This is a genomic window from Nocardioides marmorisolisilvae (assembly GCF_003725775.1).
GTDB lineage: Bacteria > Actinomycetota > Actinomycetes > Propionibacteriales > Nocardioidaceae > Marmoricola > Marmoricola marmorisolisilvae.
Genome location: NZ_RJSG01000002.1, coordinates 2,045,706 through 2,072,360, shown reverse-complemented (window position 1 = coordinate 2,072,360; position 26,655 = coordinate 2,045,706). Strand labels below are relative to the sequence as shown.

The 26,655-nt window shown below is 69.7% G+C and carries 27 protein-coding genes and 1 tRNA gene; 26 read left to right on the top strand and 2 right to left on the bottom strand.

Annotated elements, in window-relative coordinates:
* Positions 1-1,014: HNH endonuclease signature motif containing protein (locus tag EFL95_RS14055; RefSeq protein WP_148045055.1), on the top strand; the 1,014-nt coding region annotated here is incomplete at its 5' end.
* 128 nt (positions 1,015-1,142) lie between these two features.
* Here EFL95_RS14055 and EFL95_RS14050 read toward each other — a convergent pair.
* Positions 1,143-1,215 (bottom strand) — tRNA-Arg (locus EFL95_RS14050).
* Between the two features lie 92 nt (positions 1,216-1,307).
* Between EFL95_RS14050 and argS the strand changes: the two genes are divergently transcribed.
* From argS to EFL95_RS13935, 23 genes are all read left to right on the top strand, one after another.
* On the top strand, positions 1,308-2,975 hold the full coding sequence (gene argS / locus EFL95_RS14045; RefSeq protein WP_123234539.1) for an arginine--tRNA ligase: 1,668 nt from the start codon (positions 1,308-1,310) through the stop codon (positions 2,973-2,975).
* Positions 2,976-2,977: 2 nt separating this feature from the next.
* On the top strand, positions 2,978-4,393 hold the full coding sequence (gene lysA / locus EFL95_RS14040) for a diaminopimelate decarboxylase (RefSeq protein ID WP_123234538.1): 1,416 nt from the start codon (positions 2,978-2,980) through the stop codon (positions 4,391-4,393).
* Positions 4,394-4,400: 7 nt separating this feature from the next.
* Positions 4,401-5,708, top strand: coding sequence for a homoserine dehydrogenase (locus tag EFL95_RS14035; RefSeq protein WP_123234537.1), 1,308 nt, complete (start codon positions 4,401-4,403; stop codon positions 5,706-5,708).
* The gene (gene thrC / locus EFL95_RS14030; protein WP_123234536.1) at positions 5,705-6,769 is read left to right on the top strand and encodes a threonine synthase; all 1,065 of its coding nucleotides are present in this window, start codon (positions 5,705-5,707) and stop codon (positions 6,767-6,769) included. The genes EFL95_RS14035 and thrC overlap by 4 nt, the downstream gene beginning before the upstream one ends.
* Positions 6,769-7,686: a homoserine kinase gene (thrB, locus tag EFL95_RS14025; protein ID WP_123234535.1), complete on the top strand. Its 918-nt coding sequence runs from the start codon at positions 6,769-6,771 to the stop codon at positions 7,684-7,686. Before thrC ends, thrB begins: the two co-directional genes overlap by 1 nt.
* Before the next feature lie 122 nt (positions 7,687-7,808).
* Complete coding sequence (gene rho, locus EFL95_RS14020) at positions 7,809-9,533, top strand: transcription termination factor Rho (protein WP_123234534.1); 1,725 nt, start codon at positions 7,809-7,811, stop codon at positions 9,531-9,533.
* Between the two features lie 103 nt (positions 9,534-9,636).
* Positions 9,637-10,008, top strand: coding sequence for a response regulator transcription factor (locus tag EFL95_RS14015; RefSeq protein ID WP_123234533.1), 372 nt, complete (start codon positions 9,637-9,639; stop codon positions 10,006-10,008).
* Between the two features lie 108 nt (positions 10,009-10,116).
* Complete coding sequence (gene rpmE, locus EFL95_RS14010) at positions 10,117-10,335, top strand: 50S ribosomal protein L31 (protein WP_123234532.1); 219 nt, start codon at positions 10,117-10,119, stop codon at positions 10,333-10,335.
* A gap of 79 nt (positions 10,336-10,414) precedes the next feature.
* Positions 10,415-11,488, top strand: a complete 1,074-nt coding sequence (gene prfA, locus EFL95_RS14005) for a peptide chain release factor 1 (protein ID WP_123234531.1) — start codon at positions 10,415-10,417, stop codon at positions 11,486-11,488.
* Positions 11,489-11,502: 14 nt separating this feature from the next.
* Positions 11,503-12,369 carry a peptide chain release factor N(5)-glutamine methyltransferase gene (gene prmC / locus EFL95_RS14000; protein WP_123234530.1) on the top strand — a complete coding sequence of 289 codons (867 nt, stop codon included), beginning with the start codon at positions 11,503-11,505 and terminating at the stop codon, positions 12,367-12,369.
* A 5-nt stretch (positions 12,370-12,374) separates the two neighbouring features.
* On the top strand, positions 12,375-13,064 hold the full coding sequence (locus EFL95_RS13995; protein WP_123234529.1) for an L-threonylcarbamoyladenylate synthase: 690 nt from the start codon (positions 12,375-12,377) through the stop codon (positions 13,062-13,064).
* Positions 13,057-14,226, top strand: coding sequence for a glycosyltransferase family 4 protein (locus EFL95_RS13990; protein ID WP_123234528.1), 1,170 nt, complete (start codon positions 13,057-13,059; stop codon positions 14,224-14,226). The genes EFL95_RS13995 and EFL95_RS13990 overlap by 8 nt, the downstream gene beginning before the upstream one ends.
* A 276-nt stretch (positions 14,227-14,502) precedes the next feature.
* Entirely contained in the window at positions 14,503-14,721 is a 219-nt protein-coding gene (locus EFL95_RS13985; protein WP_148045054.1) for a hypothetical protein, read from the top strand.
* A 21-nt stretch (positions 14,722-14,742) separates the two neighbouring features.
* Positions 14,743-15,186, top strand: a complete 444-nt coding sequence (locus tag EFL95_RS13980) for a hypothetical protein (RefSeq protein WP_123234526.1) — start codon at positions 14,743-14,745, stop codon at positions 15,184-15,186.
* Positions 15,183-15,983: a F0F1 ATP synthase subunit A gene (atpB, locus tag EFL95_RS13975; RefSeq protein ID WP_123234525.1), complete on the top strand. Its 801-nt coding sequence runs from the start codon at positions 15,183-15,185 to the stop codon at positions 15,981-15,983. Before EFL95_RS13980 ends, atpB begins: the two co-directional genes overlap by 4 nt.
* 69 nt (positions 15,984-16,052) lie before the next feature.
* A complete protein-coding gene (locus tag EFL95_RS13970; protein WP_123234524.1) occupies positions 16,053-16,316 on the top strand; it encodes a F0F1 ATP synthase subunit C in 264 nt (87 codons plus the stop codon).
* A 38-nt stretch (positions 16,317-16,354) separates the two neighbouring features.
* Positions 16,355-16,873, top strand: a complete 519-nt coding sequence (locus EFL95_RS13965) for a F0F1 ATP synthase subunit B (protein ID WP_123234523.1) — start codon at positions 16,355-16,357, stop codon at positions 16,871-16,873.
* Positions 16,873-17,682, top strand: coding sequence for a F0F1 ATP synthase subunit delta (locus tag EFL95_RS13960; RefSeq protein ID WP_123234522.1), 810 nt, complete (start codon positions 16,873-16,875; stop codon positions 17,680-17,682). The genes EFL95_RS13965 and EFL95_RS13960 overlap by 1 nt, the downstream gene beginning before the upstream one ends.
* A gap of 58 nt (positions 17,683-17,740) precedes the next feature.
* Positions 17,741-19,384: a F0F1 ATP synthase subunit alpha gene (atpA, locus tag EFL95_RS13955; protein WP_123234521.1), complete on the top strand. Its 1,644-nt coding sequence runs from the start codon at positions 17,741-17,743 to the stop codon at positions 19,382-19,384.
* Positions 19,385-19,391: 7 nt separating this feature from the next.
* The gene (locus EFL95_RS13950; protein WP_123234520.1) at positions 19,392-20,312 is read left to right on the top strand and encodes a F0F1 ATP synthase subunit gamma; all 921 of its coding nucleotides are present in this window, start codon (positions 19,392-19,394) and stop codon (positions 20,310-20,312) included.
* A 7-nt stretch (positions 20,313-20,319) separates the two neighbouring features.
* Positions 20,320-21,774 (top strand): F0F1 ATP synthase subunit beta, encoded by a 1,455-nt coding sequence (gene atpD / locus EFL95_RS13945; protein ID WP_123234519.1) that lies wholly within the window; start codon positions 20,320-20,322, stop codon positions 21,772-21,774.
* Position 21,775: 1 nt separating this feature from the next.
* Positions 21,776-22,102: a F0F1 ATP synthase subunit epsilon gene (locus tag EFL95_RS13940; RefSeq protein ID WP_123234518.1), complete on the top strand. Its 327-nt coding sequence runs from the start codon at positions 21,776-21,778 to the stop codon at positions 22,100-22,102.
* A gap of 5 nt (positions 22,103-22,107) precedes the next feature.
* Positions 22,108-22,560: a DUF2550 domain-containing protein gene (locus EFL95_RS13935; protein ID WP_123234517.1), complete on the top strand. Its 453-nt coding sequence runs from the start codon at positions 22,108-22,110 to the stop codon at positions 22,558-22,560.
* A gap of 3 nt (positions 22,561-22,563) precedes the next feature.
* Here the strand turns inward: EFL95_RS13935 and EFL95_RS13930 are convergent, their stop codons facing one another.
* Positions 22,564-23,136 (bottom strand): cob(I)yrinic acid a,c-diamide adenosyltransferase, encoded by a 573-nt coding sequence (locus EFL95_RS13930; protein ID WP_123234516.1) that lies wholly within the window; start codon positions 23,134-23,136, stop codon positions 22,564-22,566.
* 25 nt (positions 23,137-23,161) lie between these two features.
* On the opposite strand from EFL95_RS13930, the gene murA reads away from it, so the two are divergent.
* Complete coding sequence (gene murA, locus EFL95_RS13925; protein WP_246004951.1) at positions 23,162-24,460, top strand: UDP-N-acetylglucosamine 1-carboxyvinyltransferase; 1,299 nt, start codon at positions 23,162-23,164, stop codon at positions 24,458-24,460.
* An 82-nt stretch (positions 24,461-24,542) separates the two neighbouring features.
* The gene (locus EFL95_RS13920; RefSeq protein ID WP_123234515.1) at positions 24,543-26,546 is read left to right on the top strand and encodes a protein meaA; all 2,004 of its coding nucleotides are present in this window, start codon (positions 24,543-24,545) and stop codon (positions 26,544-26,546) included.
* The last annotated feature ends 109 nt before the right edge of the window (positions 26,547-26,655 follow it).

The window sequence follows — 26,655 nt, the reverse complement described above, 5'->3', positions numbered from 1 at the left end:
AGGATCACCCGCACCGATCCGGTGGTGGCGCAGCGTCAGGTCGGGCTGGCCCAGGGGCTCGAACGCCGGGGAGCCGCTCGGGAGGCGTTGGGCCGCGGGAGCATTTCGACCGAGCACGCAGCGGTGATCGTGCAGGCCGACCGCAACCTGCCCCGTCAGGTGACGGCGGTGCAGCGTGATCGGGTCGAGGCAGACCTGCTCGCGAAGGCCGAGACCCTTTCGCCCACCGCCCTGCGTCGAGCGGCTCGGCGCGCCCTGGAGGCGGTGGAGAACGACGTCGCCGCCGTGGATGCGCACGAGAACGAGCTCGTGGTCTCCGAGGAGGACCGCGCCCGGGCCAAGACCCGGCTGACGATGCACGACAACGGCGACGGGACCGTGACCGGGCACTTCACCGTCCCCTCGGCCCAGGGGTCGTTGTTGAAGAAGATCATCGAGACCATCACCGCGCCCCGCCGTGGACGCCTGGGCGCATCGCAAGCCCAGGTCGGCGAGCGGGAGGCGCGGACCGACTTTGACCGGGCCCGTGGTGAGGCGCTGGTGGAGCTGATCGAGCACCTCCCGACCGATCACCTGCACCCCAGGAGCGCGGCGACCCTGGTCGTCACGGTCTCCGAGGAGATCCTGCGGGGAGCCTTGAAGGCGGTCGGGCTCGACACCGGCGAGATCCTGAGCGCCGGCGAGGTGCGACGCCTGGCCTGCAACGCTCACCTCATCCCCGCCGTTCTGGGCGGGAAATCGCTACCGCTGGACCTGGGGCGCGGCTCGCGGCTGTTCACCGAAGCCCAACGCATCGCTCTCGGGCTACGCCACAGCACCTGCGCGGCCGATGGCTGCGACCGACCGTTCGCTTGGTGCGAGCTGCACCACCTGCACTCCTGGGCACTCGGCGGACGCACCGACCTGGCCAACGCGGTCCCGTTGTGCCACTTCCACCACCAGCGCATCCACGACCACCGCTACCGACACACCCGTGCACCCGACGGCTCGATCAGATTCAGGCTGGTGACCTGAGCAATGTCAGCGCACGAGGAACGTGCAGCATGACTGCGAAATCTGTGCGCCTCCGGCAGGATTCGAACCTGCGACACCCGGTACCGGCAATCAGCAGAGCCTCGTTCCACCTGGGGTGGTTCGTGGGGCGCCTCCGGCAGGATTCGAACCTGCGACACCCGGTACCGGAAACCGGTGCTCTATCCCCTGAGCTACGGAGGCCTTGCGCGTCAGCCTCGGCCCCAGCGCGATGTCGAAGACTACCGGGCATATCTCCTTCGAAGGAAACCGGTACCCGCCGATACGCTTGGCAGGTGAATCCCGAGCAGCTCTCCTCCACGATCGTCGCCGCCCTCACCTCGCTGGTCGAGGCGGGGCGCCTGACCCTGCCCGACGGGGTCCCGGCGACGGTCACGGTCGAGCGGCCGCGGAGCAAGGAGCATGGGGACTACGCAACCAACGTCGCGCTCCAGCTGGCGAAGAAGGCCGGGACCAACCCGCGGGAGCTCGCCACGATGCTGGCCGAGCAGCTGAGCGCCGACGCCGGCATCGCCGCGGTCGACATCGCCGGTCCGGGCTTCCTCAACATCACCGTCGAGGCCGGGGCCCAGGGGCAGGTCGCCGCCGACATCGTCGCGGCGGGCCAGACCTACGGTCACCTGGACCTGCTCGCCGGCAAGAAGATCAACGTCGAGTTCATCTCGGCCAACCCGACCGGGCCGCTGCACCTGGGGCACACCCGGTGGGCCGTGCTCGGCGACGCGATCGGCCGGGTGCTGACCGCCGCCGGGGCCGAGGTCACCCGGGAGTTCTACATCAACGACCGCGGTGTGCAGATGAACCACTTCGCGGACTCGATCATCGCCGCCGCGCTGGGCGAGCCGACCCCGGAGGACGGTTACCGGGGTGAGTACATCCAGGACATCGCCAAGGCGGTCGGTGACGCCCACCCGGGGATCTTCGACCTGCCGGCCGACGAGCGCAGGGCGGCCGTTCGATCCGCCGGCTACGCGGTGCAGCTCCAGGAGCAGCAGGACACCCTGGCGGCGTTCAACACCCGCTTCGACGTCTGGTTCTCCGAGCTGTCGCTGCACGAGTCCGGCTCGGTGCCGGACACCCTGCGGCACCTGGAGGAGCAGGGGCACGTCTTCGAGGACGGCGGCGCGCTGTGGATGCGGACCACCGACTTCGGGGACGACAAGGACCGGGTGCTGATCAAGTCCGACGGCGAGCTCACCTACTTCGCCTCCGACACGGCCTACTACCTGAGCAAGCGGGAGCGGGGCTTCGACCACTGCATCTACCTGCTCGGCGCGGACCACCACGGCTACGTCGGCCGGTTGCGGGCGATGGCGGCCTGCGTCGGTGACGATCCGAACGAGACGCTTGACGTGATGATCGGCCAGCTGGTGAAGATCCTCTCCGGCGGCGAAGAGCTCCGGCTCTCGAAGCGGGCCGGCAACATCGTCGCGCTCGACGAGCTCTCCACGGCGATCGGTGTGGACGCCCTCCGGTACTCGCTCGCCCGGTACCCGGCGGACTCGCCGCTGGTCCTCGACATCGAGGAGATCACCAAGGCCTCGAACGACAACCCGGTCTACTACGTGCAGTACGGGCACGCGCGGACCTGCCGGATGCTGGCGAACGCTGCCGACCTCGGCATGACGCTGCCCGCCGACTTCGACTCCTCGCTGCTCGCGCACGAGAAGGAGGGCGCTCTGCTCCGGGCGCTCGCCGACTACCCGGGCGTGGTTGCCAGCGCGGCCGACCTGCGGGAGCCGCACCGGATCGCGCGGTACCTGGAGGACCTCGTCGCCGTCTTCAACCGGTGGTACGACGAGAAGGAGTGCCGGATGCTGCCGCAGGGCGACGAGCCCGTGGCCCCGGTCAACGAGGCGCGGATGGCGCTCGTCGTCGCCGCGCAGACCGTGATCGCGAACGGTCTCGACCTGCTCGGCGTCTCCGCGCCGGAGCGGATGTAGTCGTGCGCGCCCACGAGGCCGGCTGGGCCCATGCCGCCGTGTCCGCACGCGGTCCCGCGTGGCTGCGCGACCCGGACGACGTCAACGCGCTGGTCCCGCAGCTGTGGTCGAGCACCGCGCTGAAGGTGGACGGCGTCCTCGAGGTCGGGGGAGTGCGGCTGACCGACCTGGTCGCCGAGCACGGCTCCCCGGCGTACGTGCTGGACGAGGCTGATTTTCGGGGACGGGCGCAGGCTTTCCGGGCTGCCTTCGCGGACTACGACGTCTACTACGCGGGCAAGGCGTTCCTGTGCACCACGGTGGCCCGCTGGGTCGTCGAGGAGGGGTTGTTCCTCGACGTGTGCTCCGGCGGCGAGCTCGCCGTGGCCGAGCGCGCCGGCGTCCCGGCCGAGCGGATCGGCTTCCACGGCAACAACAAGTCGCTCGCCGAGCTCACGCGAGCCGTGGAGCTCGGGGTGGGTCGGATCATCGTGGACTCGTTCCACGAGATCGAGCGGCTTGCGGCGGTGACGCGCGAGCTCGGACGGACTGCGCGGGTGCTGATCCGGGTGACCGCCGGCGTCGAGGCGCACACCCACGAGTACATCGCCACGGCGCACGAGGACCAGAAGTTCGGCTTCTCGATCAGCAGCGGCGACGCCCTCGAGGCGGCCCGCCAGATCAGTGCGATCGAGGGGCTCGAGCTGCTCGGCCTGCACTCGCACATCGGATCGCAGATCTTCGACTCCTCCGGTTTCGAGGTCGCTGCACGCCGGGTGCTGGCACTGCACGCCCAGATCTCCGACGAGGTCGGCGTGGTCATGCCGGAGATGGACCTCGGCGGCGGGTTCGGCATCGCCTACACCACCCAGGACGACCCGTCGGATCCGTCGCAGCTCGCGATCGAGCTCACCAAGATCGTCACCGAGGAGTGCAAGGCCCGCGACCTGGCCGTCCCGCGGCTCTCCATCGAGCCCGGCCGCGCGATCGTCGGTCCGGCGATGTGCACCGTCTACTCCGTGGGCACCGTGAAGGCGGTCGAGCTCGACGGCGGAGCCGTGCGCACCTACGTCTCGGTCGACGGCGGGATGAGCGACAACATCCGCACCGCTCTCTACGACGCGGACTACTCCGCGACGCTCGCCAGCCGTTCCTCGGACGCACCGGCGCTGCTCTCGCGGGTGGTCGGCATGCACTGCGAGGCCGGCGACATCGTGGTCAAGGACGAGTTCCTCCCCGGGGACCTGGTTCCCGGGGACCTGGTCGCCGTGCCGGGCACCGGCGCCTACTGCCGGTCGATGGCCAGCAACTACAACCACGCGCTGCGTCCTCCGGTCGTGGTCGTGAAGGACGGTGCCTCGCGGGTGGCGGTACGACGAGAAACCGTGGACGACCTGCTGAGACTGGATGTCGACGCCTCATCGCAAATGGGAGACTGAGCCCGCTATGGAGGTAGACAAGCCAGTCCGCGTCGCCCTGCTGGGCTGCGGCGTCGTCGGCACCCAGGTGGCCCGGCTGCTCGCCGAGCAGGCCGACGACCTGACCGCCCGGGTCGGGGCCCCGGTGGAGCTCGTCGGCATCGCGGTGCGGCGCCTCGGGCTCGAGCGTGACGCGGACCTCCCGGCCGAGCTGTTCACCACCGACGCCGAGGCGCTCGTCGCGCGCGAGGACGTCGACGTGGTCGTCGAGGTCATCGGCGGCATCGAGCCGGCCCGCACCCTGATCCTGCGTGCGCTGGAGCACGGCGCGAGCGTGGTCACCGCCAACAAGGCGCTGCTGGCTGAGGACGGCGCGACGCTGTTCGCCGCGGCCGAGAGCGCCCGGCGCGACCTCTACTACGAGGCCGCGGTCGCCGGGGCCATTCCGATCCTGCGCCCGCTGCGCGAGTCGCTGGCCGGCGACAAGGTCACCCGCGTGCTGGGCATCGTCAATGGCACCACGAACTTCATCCTCGACAAGATGGACAGCTCCGGCGCCGGGTTCACCGAGGCGCTCGAGGAGGCCCAGGCGCTCGGGTACGCCGAGGCCGACCCGACCGCTGACGTCGAAGGCTTCGACGCCGCCGCCAAGGCCGCGATCCTGGCGAGCCTCGCGTTCCACACCCGCGTCACTGCCGGGGACGTGTACCGCGAGGGAATCGCCGAGGTCACCGCAAGCGACGTCGCGTCGGCCCGCGAGATGGGCAGCGTCGTGAAGCTGCTGGCGATCTGCTCGCTGGTGGAGGGCCCGGACGGTCCCGCGGTCTCGGCCCGGGTGCACCCCGCGATGATCCCGCTCAGCCACCCGCTCGCCAGCGTCCGCGGCGCCTACAACGCGGTCTTCGTCGAGAGCGAGGCCGCCGGACAGCTGATGTTCTACGGCCCGGGCGCCGGTGGCGCCCCGACCGCGAGCGCGGTGCTCGGGGATCTGGTGACGGTCAGCCGGAACCGGCTCGGCGATGTCCGTGGTGCGGGGGAGTCTGCCTATGCGGACCTGCCGATCTTGCAGATGGGCAGCACCGAGACCCGCTACCACGTGCAGATCGACGTCGACGACAAGGCCGGCGTGCTGGCCGCGGTCGCCCAGGCGTTCGCCGAGCACGACGTGTCGATCCAGACCGTCCGCCAGGAGGGTCGGGGCGACGACGCCCAGCTCGTGGTCGTCTCGCACGCCGCGAGCGACGCCGACCTGTCCGCCACCGTGGAGTCGATCCGCCGGATGGCGTTCGTCCGTGACGTGTCCAGCGTCATGCGCGTAGAAGGAGCCAGCGAGTGACCCACCAGTGGCGTGGCGTGATCGAGGAGTACCGCGACCGTCTCGACATCCCGGCGAACACCCCGACCATCACCCTGGGTGAGGGCGGGACGCCGATGGTGCACTCGGACTGGCTCTCGGGCCTGACCGGAGCCGAGGTCTGGCTCAAGGTCGAGGGCAACAACCCGACCGGATCCTTCAAGGACCGCGGCATGACCGTCGCGCTGTCCGTCGCCGTCGGCGAGGGCGCCAAGGCTGTCGTGTGCGCCTCCACCGGCAACACCTCGGCCTCGATGGCCGCGTACGCCGCCAAGGCCGGCATCAAGCCGCTGGTACTGGTGCCGCAGGGCAAGATCGCGGCCGGCAAGCTCGCCCAGGCGATCCTGCACGGTGCCCAGGTGATCATGGTCCGCGGCAACTTCGACGACTGCCTGCGCATCTCCCGGGCGCTGGCCGAGGACTTCCCGGTCGCGCTGGTGAACTCGGTCAACCCGATGCGCCTGGAGGGCCAGAAGACCGCCTCCTTCGAGATCGTCGACTTCCTCGGCGCCGCCCCGGACGTGCACGTGCTGCCGACCGGCAACGCCGGCAACATCTCGGCGTACTGGAAGGGCTACAAGGAGTACGTGGAGTCGGGGGACGCCGCGAGCACCCCGGTCATGCGTGGGTGGCAGGCGTCCGGTGCCGCCCCGCTCGTGCTGGGCGCTCCCGTTCCGGATCCGGAGACGGTCGCCTCGGCGATCCGGATCGGCAACCCGGCCTCGTGGGACCTCGCGATGGCCGCAGCCGAGGAGTCCGGCGGCATGTTCCGCAAGGCGACCGACGAGCAGATCCTCGCCGCCCAGCGCGAGCTCGCCGCCCGTGACGGCGTCTTCGTCGAGCCGGCCTCGGCCGCCGGGGTCGCCGGCATCCTGATCGAGCACGACGAGGGCGCAGACCTGCATGGCAAGACCGTGGTCGTCACGGTCACCGGGCACGGCCTCAAGGACATCGACACCGCGCTGTCCGGCTTCACCGACCTGGTCGACACCGTGGTGGACGCGGACGTCAGCGCGGCGGCGAGGGCCGCAGGGCTCGACTGATGGCCGAGTTCCTCGACGTGCCGGTGACCATCCAGGTCCCGGCCACCAGCGCCAACCTCGGCCCCGGCTTCGACTGCCTCGGCCTGGCGCTCGACCTCCACGACCTGCTGACCGGCGAGGTGACCGACGGCGGCCTCGAGGTCGAGGTGGTCGGAGAAGGCGAGACCTCCCTGCCGCGGGACGACCGGCACCTGGTCGTGCGCGCGATGAAGGCCGCCTTCCAGGTCCTCGGCGTCGAGGCCCCGGGCCTGCGACTGCGCTTCGAGAACCGGATCCCGCAGAGCCGTGGTCTGGGCTCCAGCTCGGCGGCGATCGTCGGCGGGCTGGCGCTGGCCCGCGCGCTGGTGGTCGGCGGCGAGCGCTTCGACGACGACTCCCTGCTCTTCCTCGCCAACCAGATCGAGGGCCACCCCGACAACGTCGCCCCAGCCGTCGTCGGCGGGTTCGTGGTCGCGGGTCAGGAGGTCGCTGACGGGCAGCCCGCTGAGGTCTGGGCGATCTCGGCTCCGATCGCCCGGTCGATCAGCGCGGTGGCCTTCGTGCCGCCGACCGGCGTGTCCACCGAGGCGGCCCGCGGTCTGCTGCCCGAGCAGGTGCCGCACGCCGTCGCCGCCGCCAACACCGGCAGGGCCGCGATGCTGGTCGCGGCGCTTGCCGGAGCCCCGGACCAGCTGCTGCGCGGCACTGAGGACTTCCTGCACCAGAGCTACCGCAGCAGCGCCATGCCGGAGTCGTTCGCGCTGGTCAACGAACTGCGCGCCGACGGGCTGGCCGCCTTCATCTCGGGCGCGGGGCCGACGGTCCTCGTGCTGGTCGCTGACGGCGCGGACCTCTCCGGCCGGTGCCCGGACGGGTGGACCTGCCACGCCCTGGCGGTCGACCACGCGGGTGTCCGGGTTGTCGCACCTGCGGGCTGACGCGGTGCTACTGTGACAGCGCGTCCAGTGAGAACACCCTGACGCAACTCTCCTGATCTGCGGACCTCTCGCGTCTGCATGCATGCAGCTCTCAACCGCAACTCTGCGAAGGAACTCTCCTGATGACGGAAACCACCGAGACCGCCGGCAAGTCCAAGGGCGGGCTCAACAGCATGCTGCTTCCTGAGCTCAAGCAGGTGGCGGGCGGGCTGGGCATCAAGGCCACCGGCATGAAGAAGGCCGACCTGGTCGCGGCGATCAAGGCCGCCCAAGGTGGTGGCCAAGGTGGTGGCCAGGGTGGAGGCGCGCCCAAGCGCGAGAAGGCCGACAAGGCCGAGAGGTCCGAGCCGAAGACCCAGCCGAAGACCGAGCAGGCAGAGAAGTCCGAGCCCCAGGGCGAGGCCGAGCCGAAGGCTGACGCGGACTCGCGCAACCAGAACCAGGGCGGTCGCAACAACCAGGGCGGCCAGAACCAGGGCGGACAGAACCAGCAGGGTCAGCAGAACCAGCAGGGTCAGCAGAACCAGAACGCCGACGGCGAGGAGGGCGGCAGCCGTCGCAACCGGCGCCGTCGTGGTCGGGACCGTGCGACCCAGCAGCAGGGCGGCGGCGGGCAGGGCAACCAGCAGAACCAGGGCGGCGGCCGCAGCCACCGCAACGAGCCGGACCTGCAGATCCTCGAGGACGACGTGCTGGCGCCGTGCGCGGGCATCCTGGACGTGCTCGACAACTACGCCTTCGTCCGCACCAGCGGCTACCTGCCCGGCCCGGACGACGTCTACGTCTCGCTCTCGACCGTGCGCAAGTACGGCCTGCGTCGCGGTGATGCGGTCACCGGCCAGGTGCGCCAGCCGCGCGAGGGCGACCGCAAGGAGAAGTTCAACCCGCTGGTGAAGCTGGACTCCGTCAACGGCGGAGACCCGGAGGCGGCCCGCACCCGGATCGAGTTCAGCAAGCTCACCCCGCTCTACCCGTCCGAGCGCCTGCGGATGGAGACCACCTCGACCAACATGATCGGCCGCGTGATCGACATCGCCGCGCCGATCGGCAAGGGTCAGCGCGGCCTGATCGTGTCCCCGGCGAAGGCCGGCAAGACGATGATCATGCAGTCCATCGCGAACTCGATCACCACGAACAACCCCGAGTGCCACCTGATGGTCGTGCTCGTCGACGAGCGCCCCGAGGAGGTCACCGACTTCGAGCGCTCGGTCAACGGTGAGGTGATCAGCTCGACCTTCGACCGGCCGGCCGCCGACCACACCATCGTCGCGGAGCTGGCCATCGAGCGGGCCAAGCGCCTGGTCGAGCTCGGCCACGACGTGGTGGTGCTCCTCGACGGCATCACCCGCCTGGGTCGCGCCTACAACCTGGCCGCGCCCGCCAGCGGCCGGATCCTGTCCGGCGGGGTCGACTCCGCCGCGCTCTACCCGCCGAAGAAGTTCTTCGGAGCCGCCCGCAACATCGAGGACGGCGGCTCGCTGACCATCCTCGCCACCGCGCTCATCGAGAGCGGCTCGAAGATGGACGAGGTGATCTTCGAGGAGTTCAAGGGCACCGGGAACATGGAGCTGCGGCTGCGCCGGGACTTCGCGGACAAGCGGATCTTCCCGGCCATCGACGCCGTCCAGTCCGGCACCCGCCGCGAGGAGCAGCTGATGAGCGAGGAGGAGCTCGCGATCGTCTGGAAGCTGCGCCGGGTGCTCTCCGGCCTCGACGGCCAGCAGGCCCTGGAGCTGCTCCTGGAGCGGCTGAAGAAGTCGCAGAACAACCTGGAGTTCCTGATGCAGGTCCAGAAGACCACGCCGACCCCGAACGGGAACGGCAACGGCAACGGCGAGAATTCCTAGAAGTTCCGGACGCGTGCTCTGATCTCGTTATGCTGAACGCCAGTCGTCGCTGGATGCTGATCGGCTGGGGGAAGGGTTCGGGCATGAATTCGAGGGGGTCTCAATGGCGCGCATCGTGATCGCCGACGACGACGCAGACATCAGGGAGCTGGTGGTCTTCAAGCTGCGTCACGCCGGGCACGAAGTGCTCCCGGTCGCCGACGGGGCGGCCGCGGTCGAGGCGTGCCTCGCCGACAAGCCGGACCTGGTCATCCTCGACGTGATGATGCCGGGGATGAGCGGCCTGGAGGCGGCGCGCTCGCTGCGGGCGGAACCGGCCATGACCGGCGTCCCGATCATCATGCTGACCGCGCGCGCCCAGGAGTCCGACATCGAGCAGGGCTTCGAGGCCGGCGCCGACGACTACGTGGTGAAGCCGTTCAGCCCGCGTGAGCTGGCGCTGCGCGTCGCCGCTGTGTTGGGTGAAGAGGCATAGGAATAGCCGATTCGCCTGGGGCGTTCTCAGGTGGCAGAATCTATCGCTGGCTCTGGTTCACGTTCGCGCCGCGAACGACCCAGCGGCCGTTAAACCGAAAGAGGAACCATGAAGAAGGACATCCACCCGGCGTACGTGGTCACCGAGGTGACCTGTACCTGCGGCAACCGCTTCACGACCCGCAGCACCGCCGAGAGCGGCTCGCTGCACGCGGACGTGTGCTCGAACTGCCACCCGTTCTACACCGGCAAGCAGAAGATCCTCGACACCGGCGGCCGCGTGGCCCGCTTCGAGGCCCGCTACGCCAAGAAGGCCGACAAGAAGTAGCTTTCCGGAACGCCGGTTTCGCACCAGAGGTGCGAAACCGGCGTTTCTCGTATCTCCGGGCCGGAAGAAGGAATCGCACGTGTTCGAAGCAGTCGAATCGCTGATCGCGGAGCACGCGGAGCTCGAGCAGCAGCTCGCAGACCCCGCGGTGCACTCCGACCAGTCGCGCGCCCGGAAGCTGAACCAGCGGTACGCCGAGCTCTCGGCCATCGTCCGGACCTACCGGGAGTGGCAGCAGCTCGGGGACGACGCCGAGGCTGCCCGCGAGCTCGCGGGTGAGGACGAGGCGTTCCTCGAGGAGGCCTCGCAGATGGACGCCCGCCGGGTGGTCGTCACCGAGCGCCTGCGTCAGCTGCTGGTCCCGCGCGACCCGAGCGACAGCAAGGACGCGCTGCTCGAGGTGAAGTCCGGCGAGGGCGGTGAGGAGTCGGCCCTGTTCGCCGGCGACCTGCTGCGGATGTACACCCGGTACGCCGAGCAGCGCGGCTGGAGCACCGAGGTCCTGGATGCGAACGAGTCCGACCTGGGCGGCTACAAGTCGGTCACGGTCGCGGTGAAGGCCAAGGGCACGCCGGCGCCGGGCGAGGCGCCGTACGCGCTGCTGAAGTTCGAGGGCGGCGTCCACCGCGTCCAGCGCGTGCCGGTGACGGAGTCGCAGGGGCGGGTGCACACCTCGGCCGCGGGCGTCCTGGTGATGCCGGAGGCCGAGCAGGTCGACGTGACCATCAACGAGAACGACCTGCGCATCGACGTCTTCCGGTCCTCGGGGCCCGGCGGGCAGAGCGTCAACACCACGGACTCGGCCGTGCGGATCACGCACCTGCCGACCGGGATCGTGGTCAGCTGCCAGAACGAGAAGTCGCAACTGCAGAACAAGGAGTCGGCGATGCGCATCCTGCGCGCGCGCCTGCTCGCCGCGGCGGAGGAGGCCGCGGATGCTGAAGCATCCAGCGCCCGCCGCTCGCAGGTCCGCACGGTGGACCGCTCCGAGCGGATCCGCACCTACAACTACCCGGAGAACCGGATCTCCGACCACCGGACCGGCTACAAGGCCTACAACCTGGACCAGGTGCTCGACGGAGCGCTGGAGCCGGTGATCGAGTCCTGCGTCCAGGCCGACATGGCCGAGCGGCTCGCCGCCATCGGCGACTGACGAGAGCTGGTTCGTTGAGCTTGTCGAAACCTGGTGACCTGATCGCGGACGCGACGACGCGCCTGACGGCCGCCGGCGTCCCCAGCCCGCTCAACGACGCCGAGCTGCTGCTGGCGCACGTGCTCGGCATCGGGCGGGGCGGTCTGCCTCTGGTCGGGGACGTCGCCGCGGATGCCTCGGCCGCGTACGCCGCACTCGTCGAGCGTCGCGCCGGCCGGGAGCCGCTGCAGCACATCCTCGGCTCGGCCGGGTTCCGGTACGCCGACATCGTGGTCGGCCCGGGGGTCTTCACGCCGCGCCCGGAGACCGAGCTGCTCGCCGGCTGGGCGGTCGAGCAGGCGCAGGCCCTGACCGACCGGACGCCCGTGGTCGTGGACCTGTGCACCGGCTCCGGCGCGATCGCGCTCAGCGTGGCGACCGAGGTCCCGGGCGCCCGGGTGCATGCGGTCGAGCTCGATCCGGGTGCCGTCGCGTGGGCCGAGCGCAACCTCGCCGGCACCGGGGTGGAGCTTCGCGAGGGCGACATGGCCGACGCCTTCACCGACCTCGACGGCACCGTCGACGTGGTGGTCTGCAACCCGCCGTACATCCCGCTCACCGAGTTCGAGGGGGTCGACGAGGAGGCCCGGACCCACGACCCGGCGCTCGCGCTGTTCTCGGGTGAGGACGGGCTGGAGGCGATGCGGGTGCTCGAGCGGGTCGCGGCCCGGTTGCTGCGTCCCGGAGGGGTGGTGGGCGCCGAGCACGCCGACCTCCAGGGCGAGACGGCCCCAGCAGTTTTCTCGGCGAGCGGCCGCTGGGCCGACGTACGAGATCACCGGGACCTGGCAGGTCGTCCGCGCTACCTGACCGCGCGGCTGGCGCGGACTCTGTCAGGATGACGCACGTGTCCACCCGCTACCACGTCTCCGACGAGGCCATGCTCGAGGCCGGTCTGACGGCCGCGACCACCGCGATCCGCGCGGGTGAGCTGGTCGTGCTGCCGACCGACACCGTGTACGGCCTGGGTGCCGACGCCTTCGACCCGGCCGCCGTGAGCCGGCTGCTCGACGCCAAGGGCCGCGGCCGGGAGATGCCGCCGCCGGTGCTGGTCGGTTCGCCGGCCACCCTGGACGCGCTCGCCCGGGACCTGCCGAGCTGGGCCCGGGTGCTGGTCGACAAGTACTGGCCGGGGCCGCTCACGGTCGTGGTGCGCCAGCAGACCTCGCTGCAGTGGGACCTGGGGGAGACGCGGGGAACGGTCGCGGTCCGGATGCCGGCCGACAAGACGGCGCTGGAGCTGCTCGCCCGCACCGGCCCGCTGGCGGTGTCCTCGGCGAACCTGACCGGGCGACCGGCGGCCACCGATGCCGACCAGGCCGCCGAGATGCTCGCCGACGCCGTCACCGTGATCCTCGACGGCGGGCCGACCGCCGACGACCGGCCCTCGACGATCGTGGACTGCACCGGCGCCCAGCCGCGGATCCTGCGGATCGGCGCGATCGGCGTCGATGAGCTGCGGGACGCGCTCGCGGAGGCCGAGGTCGCCGTCGCCGGCCCTGACGAGCCGGAGGACGCAGGGAGCTCAGGTGCGTGAGTACCTCCTCGTCTTCCTGACGGCGGCGGTGGTCAGCTACCTGCTCTGCGTGTTCGCCCGCGAGCTCGCGATGCGGGTCAACGCGGTCGCCCAGGTCCGGGACCGGGACGTGCACGCGGTGCCGATCCCGTACTTCGGCGGGGTGGCGATGCTCGGCGGGCTCTGGGCCGGCCTGCTGGTGGCCCACCACCTGCCGTTCCTCTCGCTGTCGCAGCCGCAGGTGTTCACCGATGCCCGGGTGGTGCTGATCGGCGGCACCATCATCTGCGCGGTCGGGGTGGTCGACGACATCCTCGAGCTGGACGCGCTGACCAAGCTCGGCGGTCAGGTCGTCGCGGCCGGCTACCTGGTGCTCAACGGGGTGCAGCTTTACTCGATCCGGGTGCCCGGCCAGACCGGCCAGCTCACCCTGGACCCGACCCAGGCGATGCTCATCTCGATCGTGCTGATCGTCGGGACCGTCAACGCCATCAACTTCGTCGACGGACTGGACGGGCTGGCCGGCGGGATGGTCTGCATCGGCGCCATCGCGTTCTTCGTCTTCTCCTACCGGCTCGCCGACGTGAACAACCTGACGCTCGCGATCACCGGCGCCCTCCTCTGCGCGTGTGTGGCCGGGGCGTGCGTCGGCTTCCTGCCGCACAACTTCTACCCGGCCCGGATCTTCATGGGGGACTCCGGCTCGATGCTGCTCGGCCTGCTGCTCTCCGGTTCCGCGCTCACGCTGACCGGGCAGTTCGCCGGGGTCCAGCTGACCGGGGGGATCACCACGACCCTGGCGATCCTGCTGCCGATCCTGCTGCCGGTCTCGATCCTGGTGGTGCCGTTCGTGGACCTGCTGCTCGCCGTGGTCCGCCGCACCCGGCGCGGCCAGATGTTCTACCAGCCCGACAAGGAGCACCTGCACCACCGGCTGCTCGAGTTCGGGCACAGCCAGCGCCGGGCCGTCCTGATCATGTGGATGTGGTCGGGCCTGATCGGTGTCGGGGCAGTGGTGATCAGCCTCTACACCGGTCCGGTCAGCGTGATCGCGGTCGGCCTCGCCGGTGCGCTGACGTTGCTGCTGACCTTCGTCGTCCCGCAGCTGTCCGGCCCCGTCGAGCGGGCCGGGGAGAAGGCCGGGGAGAAGGCCGGGGAGAAGGCTCCCGAGCGCCTCGTCTGACCCAACGGGGACCCCAATTTCCTGTCGGGTAACCGCTCGTGCTAGTTTTCACAAGCACTCACCAACCGCCGCCACGACGACCAAGAAGGCCGCCATGACGACCACCTCGCGAATCCCCGTTCCCGGGTCGAATTTCGCGCCCGTGGGGCCTTCCGGCGGCTGTGATAGTTTCCGAGAGTTGCCGCCTGCTGAGGCCTGGCTCCCCGCCGGTTGCGCGCCGGTTGGCGCCCCCTCCACGAACATGTGGCCGAAGACCCCTGGAACGGACCGGACTGGATGCCCGATGACGCGAGTGCGAACGGCCTGCGCGGCCGCGACCTCATCGGTCTCGGGGGTGTTCTCCTCGGTGCCGTCGTCGCGGGCCTGGTCCTCGGCCTGCTCGCGGACGACGCGTTCGACTCCGCGCCCGTCGGTGTCCTGGTCGGGATCGCACTCGGCATCGTCCTCGGCTGCACGGCTTTCGCGCTGCGCGTGCGCAGCGCCCTCCGCGGCTGAGCGCACCGGAGGAGGCGAGTGATGATGACCGACGAGCTGTCGACCACCCCCGCAACCCCGGCCGCCGACGTCCCTGAGCGCGCGACGCTCGGTCGCGTGCTGCGCGACCAGCGCAAGACCCTGTGGGTCGCCGGAGCCCTCGCGCTCTTCGGACTCTGGTTCGGCCAGTACGGCAACTGGACCCTCGCGGGCTGCATCGCCGGCGGCGTCCTCCTCGGCCTGGTCAACCTCATCCACACCGAGTACTGGCTGCTCCGGATCATCACCTCCGGAGCCGAGCCGACCCGCGGACAGATGACCCGGGCGACGATCGTCCGCCTGACGGTCCTCGCGATCGTGGCGATCGGCATCGCAGTAGCCTTCTGGCCGGCTGGTATCGGGCTGTTGCTCGGACTCGCGATCTTCCGGCTGATCTCCCTGGTGATGACCGCGATCCCGCTTCTGAAGGAGCTGAAGAACCAGTGACCGCACTCGTGCCCCTCGAGATCCACATCACGCCGGGTGAGCACCCGACGCGGAACTGGTTCGGGCTCACCGTCAACCTCGACACGGTGACCAGCACGCTCATCGCCGGCGCGATCGTGCTGCTGCTCGGCTTCCTGGTGCGACGGGCGCTGACGCGCAAGACGGAGGACCACGTCCCCACCAAGCTGCAGCTCATCTGGGAGAGCGTCGTCGGCGAGGTCAACAAGCAGGTCGAGGACAACCTCGGCAAGGTGCACCCGTACGTCGCGCCGCTGGCCATCTCGCTGTTCTTCTTCATCCTGGTCGCGAACTGGCTCGAGCTGATCCCGAGCGAGCTCAACGAGCACGCGCACCTGCTGCCCGCCCCGACCGCGGACACCAACCTGACCTACGCGATGGGCATCTTCGCCGTCGGCAGCGTCTGGGTCTACGGGATCCGCACCAAGGGCGTGAAGGGCTACTTCAGCCACTTCGTGCAGCCGTACCCGGTGCTGCTGCCCCTGAACATCCTCGAAGAGCTGGTCAAGCCGGTCACCCTGGCGCTCCGACTCTTCGGCAACATCTTCGCCGGCGGCATCATGCTGGCGCTGATCGCTGCCATCCCGTGGTACGCCGGAATGCCGATCGCGAACATCGCCTGGAAGATGTTCGACCTGGTCATCGGCGGTCTGCAGGCGTTCATCTTCGCCCTGCTGACGGTTCTCTACTTCGCGATGGCCGGTGCGGGCCACGGCGACGACCACGACGAGCACGACGCGCACGAGCACGACAGCAAGACCCCCGAACTCGCGGTCTGAGCACCCGCTCAGCCGTACCAGCTGTACAACAAAGACGTCGAGCGATCGACGTGTAACTCAAGGAGAGACATGGCAGTCAAGACCACTGAGCAGGCCATCACCCTCGCGGGCGCCTTCGTCGGCGGCGGCCTCGCCCTCGCCGGCGGTGCCATCGGTGCCGGTATCGGTGACGGCCTCGCCGGTTCGTCCTACATCGAGGGCGTCGCCCGTCAGCCGGAGGCCCAGGGCCGCCTGCAGACCATCTTCTTCCTGACCGTCGGTCTGGTCGAGGCGATGTTCTTCATCAACCTGGCCTTCATGGCGCTGTTCGTCTTCGTGCTCGGCGGCAAGTGACCTTCTGTACCGTCCGCAGAGCGACAGGATGTGAGTAGATGACACCGCTCGAGAGCAACTTCCTGGTACCCAACGGGACCTTCATCGTCGAGCTGATCGCGTTCGTGGTCATGTTCGCGATCATCGCCCGGTACATCATCCCGCCGATCAACAAGGCGATGACGGCCCGGCAGGACGCGATCCGCCAGCAGTTCGCGGACCTCGACGAGGCCAAGGCCAAGGCCCACTCGGCCGAGGACGAGTTCAAGGCGCAGATCGCCGACGCCCGGCAGGAGGCCGCCCGCATCCGCGAGGAGGCCCGCGAGCAGGGTGCTGCGATCGTGTCGGAGATGCGCGAGCAGGCCCAGGCCGAGGCTGCGCGCATCGTCGAGCACGCCCACACGCAGATCGAGGCCGACCGCCAGGCGGCCGTCACCTCGCTGCGCAACGAGGTCGGCTCGATGGCGACCGAGCTCGCCAGCCGCATCGTCGGTGAGTCGCTGGAGGACCAGGCTCGCCAGAGCCGCGTCGTCGAGCGCTTCCTCGACGAGCTCGACGCGGGCGCCGGGGTCAGCTGATGCTGGGTTCCTCCGGAGCATCCGTCGCTCGGATGAACGACGAGCTGAGCGCCGTCATCGGCGGTGGTGCCGACGGCGCCGCCCTCGGCGACGGCCTGCTCGCCGCGGCTGCGGTGCTGCGCGACCAGGTCGCCCTGCGCCGCGCGGTGACGGATCCCTCGACCGAGTCCGAGGCCAAGTCCGGCCTGGCCCGGTCGGTCTTCGGCTCGCACCTGGACGGCAAGGTCCTCGACCTGGTCGCCGGTGCCGCCGGGTCCCGCTGGGGATCCAGCCGGGACCTGCCCGAGGCGCTGGAGAAGCTCGGCGTGACGGCCATCGTCAAGGGCGCGGACAGCGCCGGCGAGGGTGACCGCCTCGAGGACGAGCTGTTCGCGTTCGGTCGCGCGGTGGTCGAGAACCCGGACCTGCGGTCCGCGCTCTCGGACCCGGCACGCTCGGTGGCCGACAAGCAGGGCCTGGTCGCAGCGCTCCTGGACGGCAAGGCCGCCAGTGCCACCGTCCGGCTCGCCCGGGAGGCCGTCACCGGCACCCACGGCACGGTCACCAAGGCGCTCGAGGAGTACAGCCGCACCGCGGCCGGTGCCCGTCAGCGCCTGGTCGCCACGGTCCGGGTCGCGTCCGCGCTGACCGCGGAGCAGAGCACCCGGCTCGCCGCTGCGCTGGGCAAGGAGAACGCACGCCCGGTGCACCTGAACACCGTCGTCGACCCCTCGGTGGTCGGCGGCATCCACGTGGAGATCGGCGACTTCGTGGTCGACGGCAGCATCTCCGCGCGGGTTGACGACGCACGCAGGCAGGTCGCCGGCTAGCGCCGGCGCCCGTCGCCCACGGATTTCACAGACAGCAGCAAGAGAGAAGGAAACTCAAATGACGGACCTTTCGATTCGTCCCGAAGAGATTCGCGACGCCCTGGCGAAGTACGTCGCCGACTACAAGCCGGAGGCGGCGAGCAAGGAAGAGGTCGGCACGGTCGCCGAGGCCGCTGACGGCATCGCCCGCGTCACCGGTCTCCCGTCGGCGATGGCCAACGAGCTGCTGGAGTTCGAGGACGGCACCCTCGGTATCGCGCTGAACCTCGACACCCGCGAGATCGGTGTCGTCATCCTCGGTGACTTCGACAAGATCGAGGAGGGCCAGCCGGTCCGCCGTACCGGGGAGATCCTCTCCGTGCCGGTGGGCGACAACTTCCTCGGCCGCGTCGTCGACCCGCTGGGCAGCCCGATCGACGGCCTGGGCGAGATCGCCTCGGACGCGCGTCGTGCGCTCGAGCTCCAGGCGCCCACCGTGACCCAGCGCAAGTCGGTGCACGAGCCGCTCGCGACCGGCATCAAGGCCATCGACGCGATGACCCCGATCGGCCGCGGCCAGCGCCAGCTGATCATCGGTGACCGCGCCACCGGCAAGACCACCATCGCGATCGACACGATCATCAACCAGAAGCAGAACTGGGAGTCGGGCGACCCGACCAAGCAGGTCCGCTGCATCTACGTCGCCATCGGTCAGAAGGGTTCGACCATCGCCTCCGTGCGTGGCGCCCTCGAGGCCGCCGGCGCGCTGGAGTACACCACGATCGTCGCGGCCCCGGCCTCCGACAGCGCGGGCTTCAAGTACCTGGCGCCGTACACCGGCTCGGCCATCGGTCAGCAGTGGATGTACGACGGCAAGCACGTCCTGATCATCTTCGACGACCTGACCAAGCAGGCCGAGGCCTACCGCGCCGTGTCGCTGCTGCTGCGCCGCCCGCCGGGTCGCGAGGCGTACCCGGGCGACGTCTTCTACCTGCACAGCCGTCTCCTCGAGCGCTGCGCGAAGCTGTCCGACGACCTGGGCGCGGGCTCGATGACCGGTCTGCCGATCATCGAGACCAAGGCCAACGACGTCTCGGCGTTCATCCCGACCAACGTCATCTCGATCACCGACGGCCAGATCTTCCTGCAGTCCGACCTCTTCGCGGCCAACCAGCGCCCGGCGATCGACGTGGGTATCTCCGTCTCCCGCGTGGGTGGTGCGGCGATGACCAAGGCCATGAAGAAGGTCACCGGTTCGCTCAAGGTCGACCTGGCGCAGTTCCGCGCCATGGAGGCGTTCGCGATGTTCGCCTCCGACCTCGACGCCGCGTCGCGCCAGCAGCTGGACCGCGGTGGCCGCCTGATGGCCCTGCTCAAGCAGCCGCAGTACTCGCCGTACCCGGTCGACGAGATGACCGTGTCGCTGTGGACCGGTACGACCGGCCGCCTCGACAAGGTTCCGGTCGAGGACGTGCTCCGCTTCGAGCGCGAGTTCATCGACTACGTGCGTCGCTCGCACGCCGGCATCCTGAACGGCATCCGTGAGTCGCTGGACTTCAGCGACGACACCGAGGCCGCGCTGACCAAGGCGTACGACGAGTTCCTGGGCCAGTTCGAGACCTCCGAGGGCGGCGGCATCCACGCCGGCACCGAGGCTGCGGTCGAGGCGACCACCGACGAGGAGCTCGAGCAGGAGCAGATCGTCAAGCAGAAGCGGGGCTGATCACAACATGGCCGTATCGCTGCGTGAGTACCGCGCGCGGATCAAGTCGACGGAGTCGATGAAGAAGATCACGCGTGCCATGGAGCTCATTGCTGCGTCCCGCATCATCAAGGCGCAGCAGCGGGCCAAGCAGGCGGCACCGTACGCGCGAGAGCTCTCGCGTGCGGTCTCCGCCGTGGCGACGTACTCGAACGTCGACCACCCGTTGACCACCGAGCCCGAGAACGCGAAGCGGGCCGCGGTGCTGGTCGTGACCAGCGACCGAGGACTCGCCGGTGCCTACTCCTCGAGCGTGCTCAAGGAGGCGGAGCGGCTCAACGAGCGGCTGCGCGCTGAGGGCAAGACCGTCACGACCTACATCTCCGGTCGCAAGGGCGAGGCGTACTTCAAGTTCCGCCAGCGTCCCGTCGCCGCGGCCTGGACCGGGTTCTCCGACCAGCCGCAGTACGAGAACGCCCGCGAGATCGGCGAGACGCTGATCGAGGCGTTCGTGGCGGGGCTCGACGAGAACGCCGAGGGCGGTGTGGACGAGGTGCACCTGGTCTACACCCAGTTCCGCTCGATGCTGGTGCAGGAGCCGCACACCGTGCGCCTGCTCCCGCTGGAGGTCGTCGAGGGCGAGGAGAAGCCCGCCGCCGACGAGGTGCTGCCGCTCTACGAGTTCGAGCCGAGCCCGGAGGCGGTGCTGGACGCGCTGCTGCCGAAGTACGTCGACAGCCGGGTCTTCCTGGCGCTGCTGCAGGCCTCGGCCTCCGAGCTCGCCGCCCGTCAGAAGGCGATGAAGTCCGCGACGGACAACGCCGAAGAACTGATCAAGAAGTTCACCCGAATCGCCAACCAGGCCCGCCAGGCCGGTATTACCCAGGAAATCAGCGAGATCGTCGGAGGCGTGAACGCGCTCGCCGATGCCACCGCCGGGAGTGAGTGAGAGAGACATGACTGCCACTGTTACCGAAACCACCGCGTCGACCGCCGGCAACGTCGGCCGCATCGCCCGGGTCATCGGCCCGGTCGTCGACATCGAGTTCGCCTCGGACTCGATGCCGGGCATCTACAACAAGCTGGAGAGCGAGATCACGCTCGGCGGTGAGACCAAGGTCCTCTCCCTCGAGGTCGCCCAGCACATCGGCGACGGCATGGTCCGCGCGATCTCGCTGCAGCCGACCGACGGCCTGGTACGCGGCGCCGCGGTGTCCGACACCGGCGGCCCGATCTCGGTGCCCGTCGGCGACGCCACCCTCGGCCGGGTGTTCAACACCCTCGGCGACAACCTGATCCTCGAGGGCCAGGAGCCGCTGAAGGTCGACGAGCGCTGGGGCATCCACCGCAAGGCGCCGGCCTTCGACCAGCTCGAGTCGAAGACCACCATGTTCGAGACGGGCATCAAGGTCATCGACCTGCTGACCCCGTACGTGCAGGGCGGCAAGATCGGTCTGTTCGGTGGTGCCGGTGTCGGCAAGACCGTGCTGATCCAGGAGATGATCGCCCGCGTGGCGAAGGACCACGACGGTGTGTCCGTGTTCGCCGGCGTCGGCGAGCGCACCCGTGAGGGCAACGACCTCATCGTCGAGATGCAGGAAGCCGGGGTGTTCGACAAGGTCGCCCTGGTCTTCGGCCAGATGGACGAGCCGCCGGGCACGCGTCTGCGGGTCGCGCTCTCCGCGCTGACCATGGCGGAGTACTTCCGCGACGTGCAGAAGCAGGACGTGCTGCTGTTCATCGACAACATCTTCCGGTTCACCCAGGCCGGTTCCGAGGTGTCCACCCTGCTCGGCCGCATGCCGAGCGCCGTGGGTTACCAGCCGAACCTCGCCGACGAGATGGGTGTGCTCCAAGAGCGGATCACCTCGACGCGTGGTCACTCGATCACCTCGCTGCAGGCGATCTACGTGCCCGCCGACGACTACACCGACCCGGCGCCGGCCACGACGTTCGCGCACCTCGACGCGACGACCGAGCTCTCCCGCGAGATCGCATCGCTGGGTATCTACCCGGCCGTGGACCCGCTGACCTCGACCTCGCGGATCCTCGACCCGCAGTACATCGGTCAGGCCCACTACGACTGCGCGATCCGCATCAAGCAGATCCTGCAGCGCAACAAGGAGCTCCAGGACATCATCGCGATCCTCGGTGTCGACGAGCTCTCCGAAGAGGACAAGATCATCGTGTCCCGCGCGCGTCGTATCCAGCGGTTCCTCTCGCAGAACACCTACGTGGCCAAGCAGTTCACCGGCATCGAGGGTTCGACGGTTCCGGTCGTCGAGACCATCGAGGCGTTCAACAAGATCGCCGACGGTGAGTACGACCACGTGGCGGAGCAGGCCTTCTTCATGTGCGGCGGTCTGGACGACGTCGAGCGCAAGTGGGCCGAGATCCAGAAGAGCCTCTGACATGGCGAACACGATGAAGGTCTCCCTCGTCGCGGCCGACCGTGAGGTCTGGTCCGGCGAGGCGACCGTCGTGAACGCCAGCACGGTGGACGGCGAGATCGGCGTGATGGCCAACCACACGCCGGTCCTCTCCGTGCTCGCCGCCGGTCAGATCGACGTGCGCACCGAGAACGACGGCCACTGGGTCGCGGCGACCGACGGAGGCTTCATCTCGGTCGCCAACAACGAGGTGCGCCTGCTCTGCGAGCGTGTCGAGATCTCCTACGAGAGCAACTTCGACGAGGCCAAGCGCCTGCTCGACGCGAAGATCGCCGAAGAAGGTAACTGACGTACATGGCGGTATGGCAGTGGCTGCTCGACTCAGCCGGTGTCCTGCTGCTCGTCGTCGTGGGCTACGGCCTGCTTCTCGTCGTACGTCGTCGGGTCCTCGCCCGCAACGGAGGAACGTTCGAGCTCTCAGTCCGCGTCCGGTCACAAGTGGCCGGGCGCGGTTGGGTTCTCGGGCTCGGTCGCTACCACGGTGACCAGCTGCAGTGGTTCCGGATCTTCTCGCCGTGGCCGCGTCCGCGGCGCTGCTGGGCGCGCGTCGACCTGGAGATCACCGGGTCGCGGGAGCCGACCGAGCCGGAGTCCTTCGCGCTCTACAGCGGCCACCGGATCGTCGAGTGCCGCACCGGCTCCGGTCCGGTCCAGCTGGCGATGAGCGTCTCGGCTCTCACCGGGTTCTCCGCCTGGCTGGAGGCCGCTCCGCCGGGCACCGACTGGGACCAGCCGCCCGCACGGTAGGAACTACCTCTCGCCGCCGGGCACCCAGAGCACGTCGCCCTGCTCCCGGTTCGCGTACCGCGCCAGGATGAAGACGAGGTCGGAGAGCCGGTTCAGGTAGGTCAGGGCCAGCTTGTTCATCACCGGCTCGTACTCGCTCCACGCGGCCCAGGCCTCCCGCTCCGCGCGGCGGATCACCGTGCGCGCCACGTGCAGGTGCGCCGCGGCCGGGGTCCCGCCGTTGAGGATGAAGGAGCGCAGCGCCGGCAGGTGCTCGTTGTAGGAGTCGCACCAGCCCTCGAGTCGGTCGATGTAGTCCTGCTCGATGCGCAGCGGCGGGTACTCGGGGTTCTCGACGACCGGGGTGCACAGGTCAGCCCCGACGTCGAAGAGGTCGTTCTGCACGTGGGTGAGCACCGCGACGACGTCGGTGGGCAGCTCGCCGGTGGACAGGGCCACGCCGATGAACGCGTTGGCCTCGTCGACCGCGGCGTACGCCTGGAGCCGGGGGTCGGTCTTGGTGGTCACGCTCATGTCGCCCAGGCGGGTCTCCCCGGCGTCGCCGGTGCGCGTGTAGATGCGGGTGAGGTTGACCATGGGATGAGCGTAATAGGCTCGGCTCGTGGAGAGCTTCCAGGTCACCTCGGCAGGACCGCACGTGAACCCTCTCGACGGCACCGTCCACGTGGGCGGCGCGAAGAACTCCGCGCTGAAGCTGATGGCCGCGGCGCTGCTCGCGCCCGGGACCAGCACCATCCACAACGTCCCGGACATCCTGGACGTCACCGTGATGGGCCAGCTGCTGCGCCGGCTGGGCTGCGAGGTCGAGATCGTGCACCCCGTGGGGGCGCTCTCCAGCGGGACCATCGTGATCACGGTTCCGGAGGTTCTCGCCTGGGAGGCGCCGTACGAGCTGGTCCGCCGGCTGCGTGCCTCGATCGCCGTGCTCGGGCCGCTGGTGGCGCGCTGCCACCGCGCCAGCGTCGCGCTGCCCGGCGGTGACGCGATCGGCTCGCGCGGCCTGGACATGCACATGGCGGGTCTGCGCGAGCTCGGCGCCCTGGTGCGCGTCGAGCACGGTCAGGTCGTGGCCGAGGTTCCCGACGGGCTGACCGGCTCGCAGCTGTGGCTGGACTTCCCGTCGGTCGGCGCCACCGAGAACCTGCTGATGGCCGCCGTGCTGGCCAAGGGCACCAGCGTGCTGGACAACTCCGCACGGGAGCCCGAGATCGTCGACCTGTGCCAGATGCTGGTGCAGATGGGCGCCCGGATCGACGGGATCGGCTCCTCCACGCTCACCATCGAGGGCGTCGACCGGCTCGAGCCGGTCGAGCACACCACCGTCGCCGACCGCATCGTGGCGGGCACCTGGGCCTTCGCCCCGGCGATCGCCGGCGGGCGGGTGACCGTGCACGGGGGAGTGGCCAGCCACCTCGACCTGGTCCTGGACAAGCTGATCGACTCCGGTGCCGAGGTCAGCACCGACGCGGACGGCTTCACCGTCGAGGTCGGCAAGCGGCTCCGCTCCTTCGACGTGGTCACGCTGCCGTTCCCGGGCTTCCCGACCGATCTGCAGCCGTTCGCGATGGCGCTGGCCTCGGTGAGCGAGGGCACCGCGATGATCACCGAGAACGTGTTCGAGTCCCGGTTCATGTTCGCCCAGGAGCTGGCGCGCCTCGGGGCCGACCTGCACACCGACGGCCACCACGCCGTCGTACGGGGCATCCCGCTGCTCTCCGGCGCCCCGGTGGTGGCGCACGACATCCGCGCCGGCGCCGCGCTGGTGCTGGCCGGTCTGGCCGCCCAGGGGGTCACGACCGTGGCGGAGTCGCACCACATCGACCGCGGCTACCCGCACTTCGCCGAGGTGCTCGCCAGCGTGGGCGCGGACGTGGTCCGCGTGCCGGATCCGGCTGCCTGAGCGGTGCTGCCCGCGGCACGTGACAGATGCCTCACCGTTCGGCGTACCCATCAGTAGCAAACGGCACCTAGAGTCGTCTGTTATGAGTGTTGAGAAGGACCGCCCCTGGGTGATGCGGACGTACGCCGGGCACAGCTCGGCGACCGAGTCCAACAAGCTGTACCGGGGCAACCTCGCCAAGGGCCAGACCGGTCTCTCGGTGGCGTTCGACCTGCCCACCCAGACCGGGTACGACCCGGACTCGCCGCTCGCGCGCGGTGAGGTCGGCAAGGTCGGTGTCCCGATCCAGCACCTCGGCGAGATGCGGAAGCTGTTCGCGGACATCCCGCTGACCGAGATGAACACCTCGATGACCATCAACGCCACCGCGATGTGGCTGCTGGCGATGTACCAGGTGACCGCCGAGGAGCAGAACCCGGACCTGTCGCCCGCGGACGTCGCCGCCCAGCTGGCCGGCACCACCCAGAACGACATCATCAAGGAGTACCTGAGCCGCGGGACCTACGTCTTCCCGCCGCAGCACTCCCTGCGCCTGATCAGCGACATGATCGCCTACACGGTCCACCAGATCCCCAAGTGGAACCCGATCAACATCTGCAGCTACCACCTGCAGGAGGCCGGTGCCACGCCGACGCAGGAGCTCGCCTACGCGCTGTGCACCGCGATCGCCGTCCTGGACGCCGTGAAGGACTCCGGCCAGGTCAGCGAGGACGACTTCGAGAAGGTCGTCGGGCGGATCAGCTTCTTCGTGAACGCGGGCGTGCGGTTCATCGAGGAGACCTGCAAGATGCGGGCCTTCGTGCAGCTGTGGGACGAGATCACCTCCGAGCGCTACGGCGTCAAGGACGAGAAGATGCGCCGGTTCCGCTACGGCGTCCAAGTGAACTCCCTCGGCCTGACCGAGGCGCAGCCCGAGAACAACGTCCAGCGCATCGTGCTGGAGATGCTCGGCGTGACGCTGTCCAAGAACGCCCGCGCCCGGGCCGTGCAGCTGCCGGCCTGGAACGAGGCTCTCGGCCTGCCGCGCCCGTGGGACCAGCAGTGGTCGCTGCGCCTCCAGCAGGTGCTCGCCTTCGAGTCCGACCTGCTCGAGTACGACGACATCTTCGACGGCAGCCACGTCATCGAGGCCAAGGTCGCCCAGCTGGTGGCCGACGCCCGCGCCGAGATGGACCGGGTCCAGGCGATGGGCGGCGCGGTCGCCGCGGTCGAGTCCGGCTACATGAAGCAGGAGCTGGTCTCCAGCCACGCCATCCGCCGGGCCCGGATCGAGAACGGCGAGGACATCGTCGTCGGCGTGAACAAGTTCGAGACCACCGCCGAGTCGCCGCTGACCGCGGACCTCGACTCCGCGATCCAGACCGCCGACCCCGAGGCCGAGCGGACCGCGATCGACTCGCTGAACGCCTGGAAGGGCGAGCGCGACGAGTCCGCGGTCGCCGAGGCTCTGGCGCAGCTCGCTGCTGACGCCAAGACCGAGACCAACCTGATGGGCGCGACCCTGAACGCCGCCCGCGCCGGTGCGACCACCGGTGAGTGGGCCGGCGTCCTGCGCGAGGTCTTCGGCGAGTTCCGGGCGCCGACGGGCGTCTCCGGTGCCGTCGGCGTGGCCGAGGCCGGCGCCGAGCTCACCGCGGTCCGCGAGCAGGTCAAGGAGACCGGCGACGCCCTGGGCGGCCGCCTGCGGCTGCTGGTCGGCAAGCCTGGTCTGGACGGCCACTCCAACGGCGCCGAGCAGGTCGCCGTGCGCGCCCGCGACGCCGGCTTCGAGGTCATCTACCAGGGCATCCGGCTGACCCCGGAGCAGATCGTGTCCGCGGCCATCGCCGAGGACGTGCACTGCGTGGGTCTCTCGATCCTGTCCGGCTCGCACATGGAGCTGGTTCCCGACGTGCTCGACCTGATGAAGGCCAAGGGCGTGGGGGACATCCCGGTGATCGTCGGCGGCATCATCCCGGACTCGGACGGCAAGAAGCTGATCGAGCTCGGCGTCGCCGCGGTCTTCACCCCGAAGGACTTCAGCCTGACCCAGTCGATGGCCGGGATCGTGTCCGCGATCCGCCGTGCGAATGGTCTGGACAACTAGGACATTCGGTACAACGGTTCCCCGGCGGACCCGGCACGCTGACCACTAGAGTGTCCGGGTCGGGCCAGTCCCGGCAGGGTGCTTTGGGAGAAGTGCCCGGAGGCTTGAG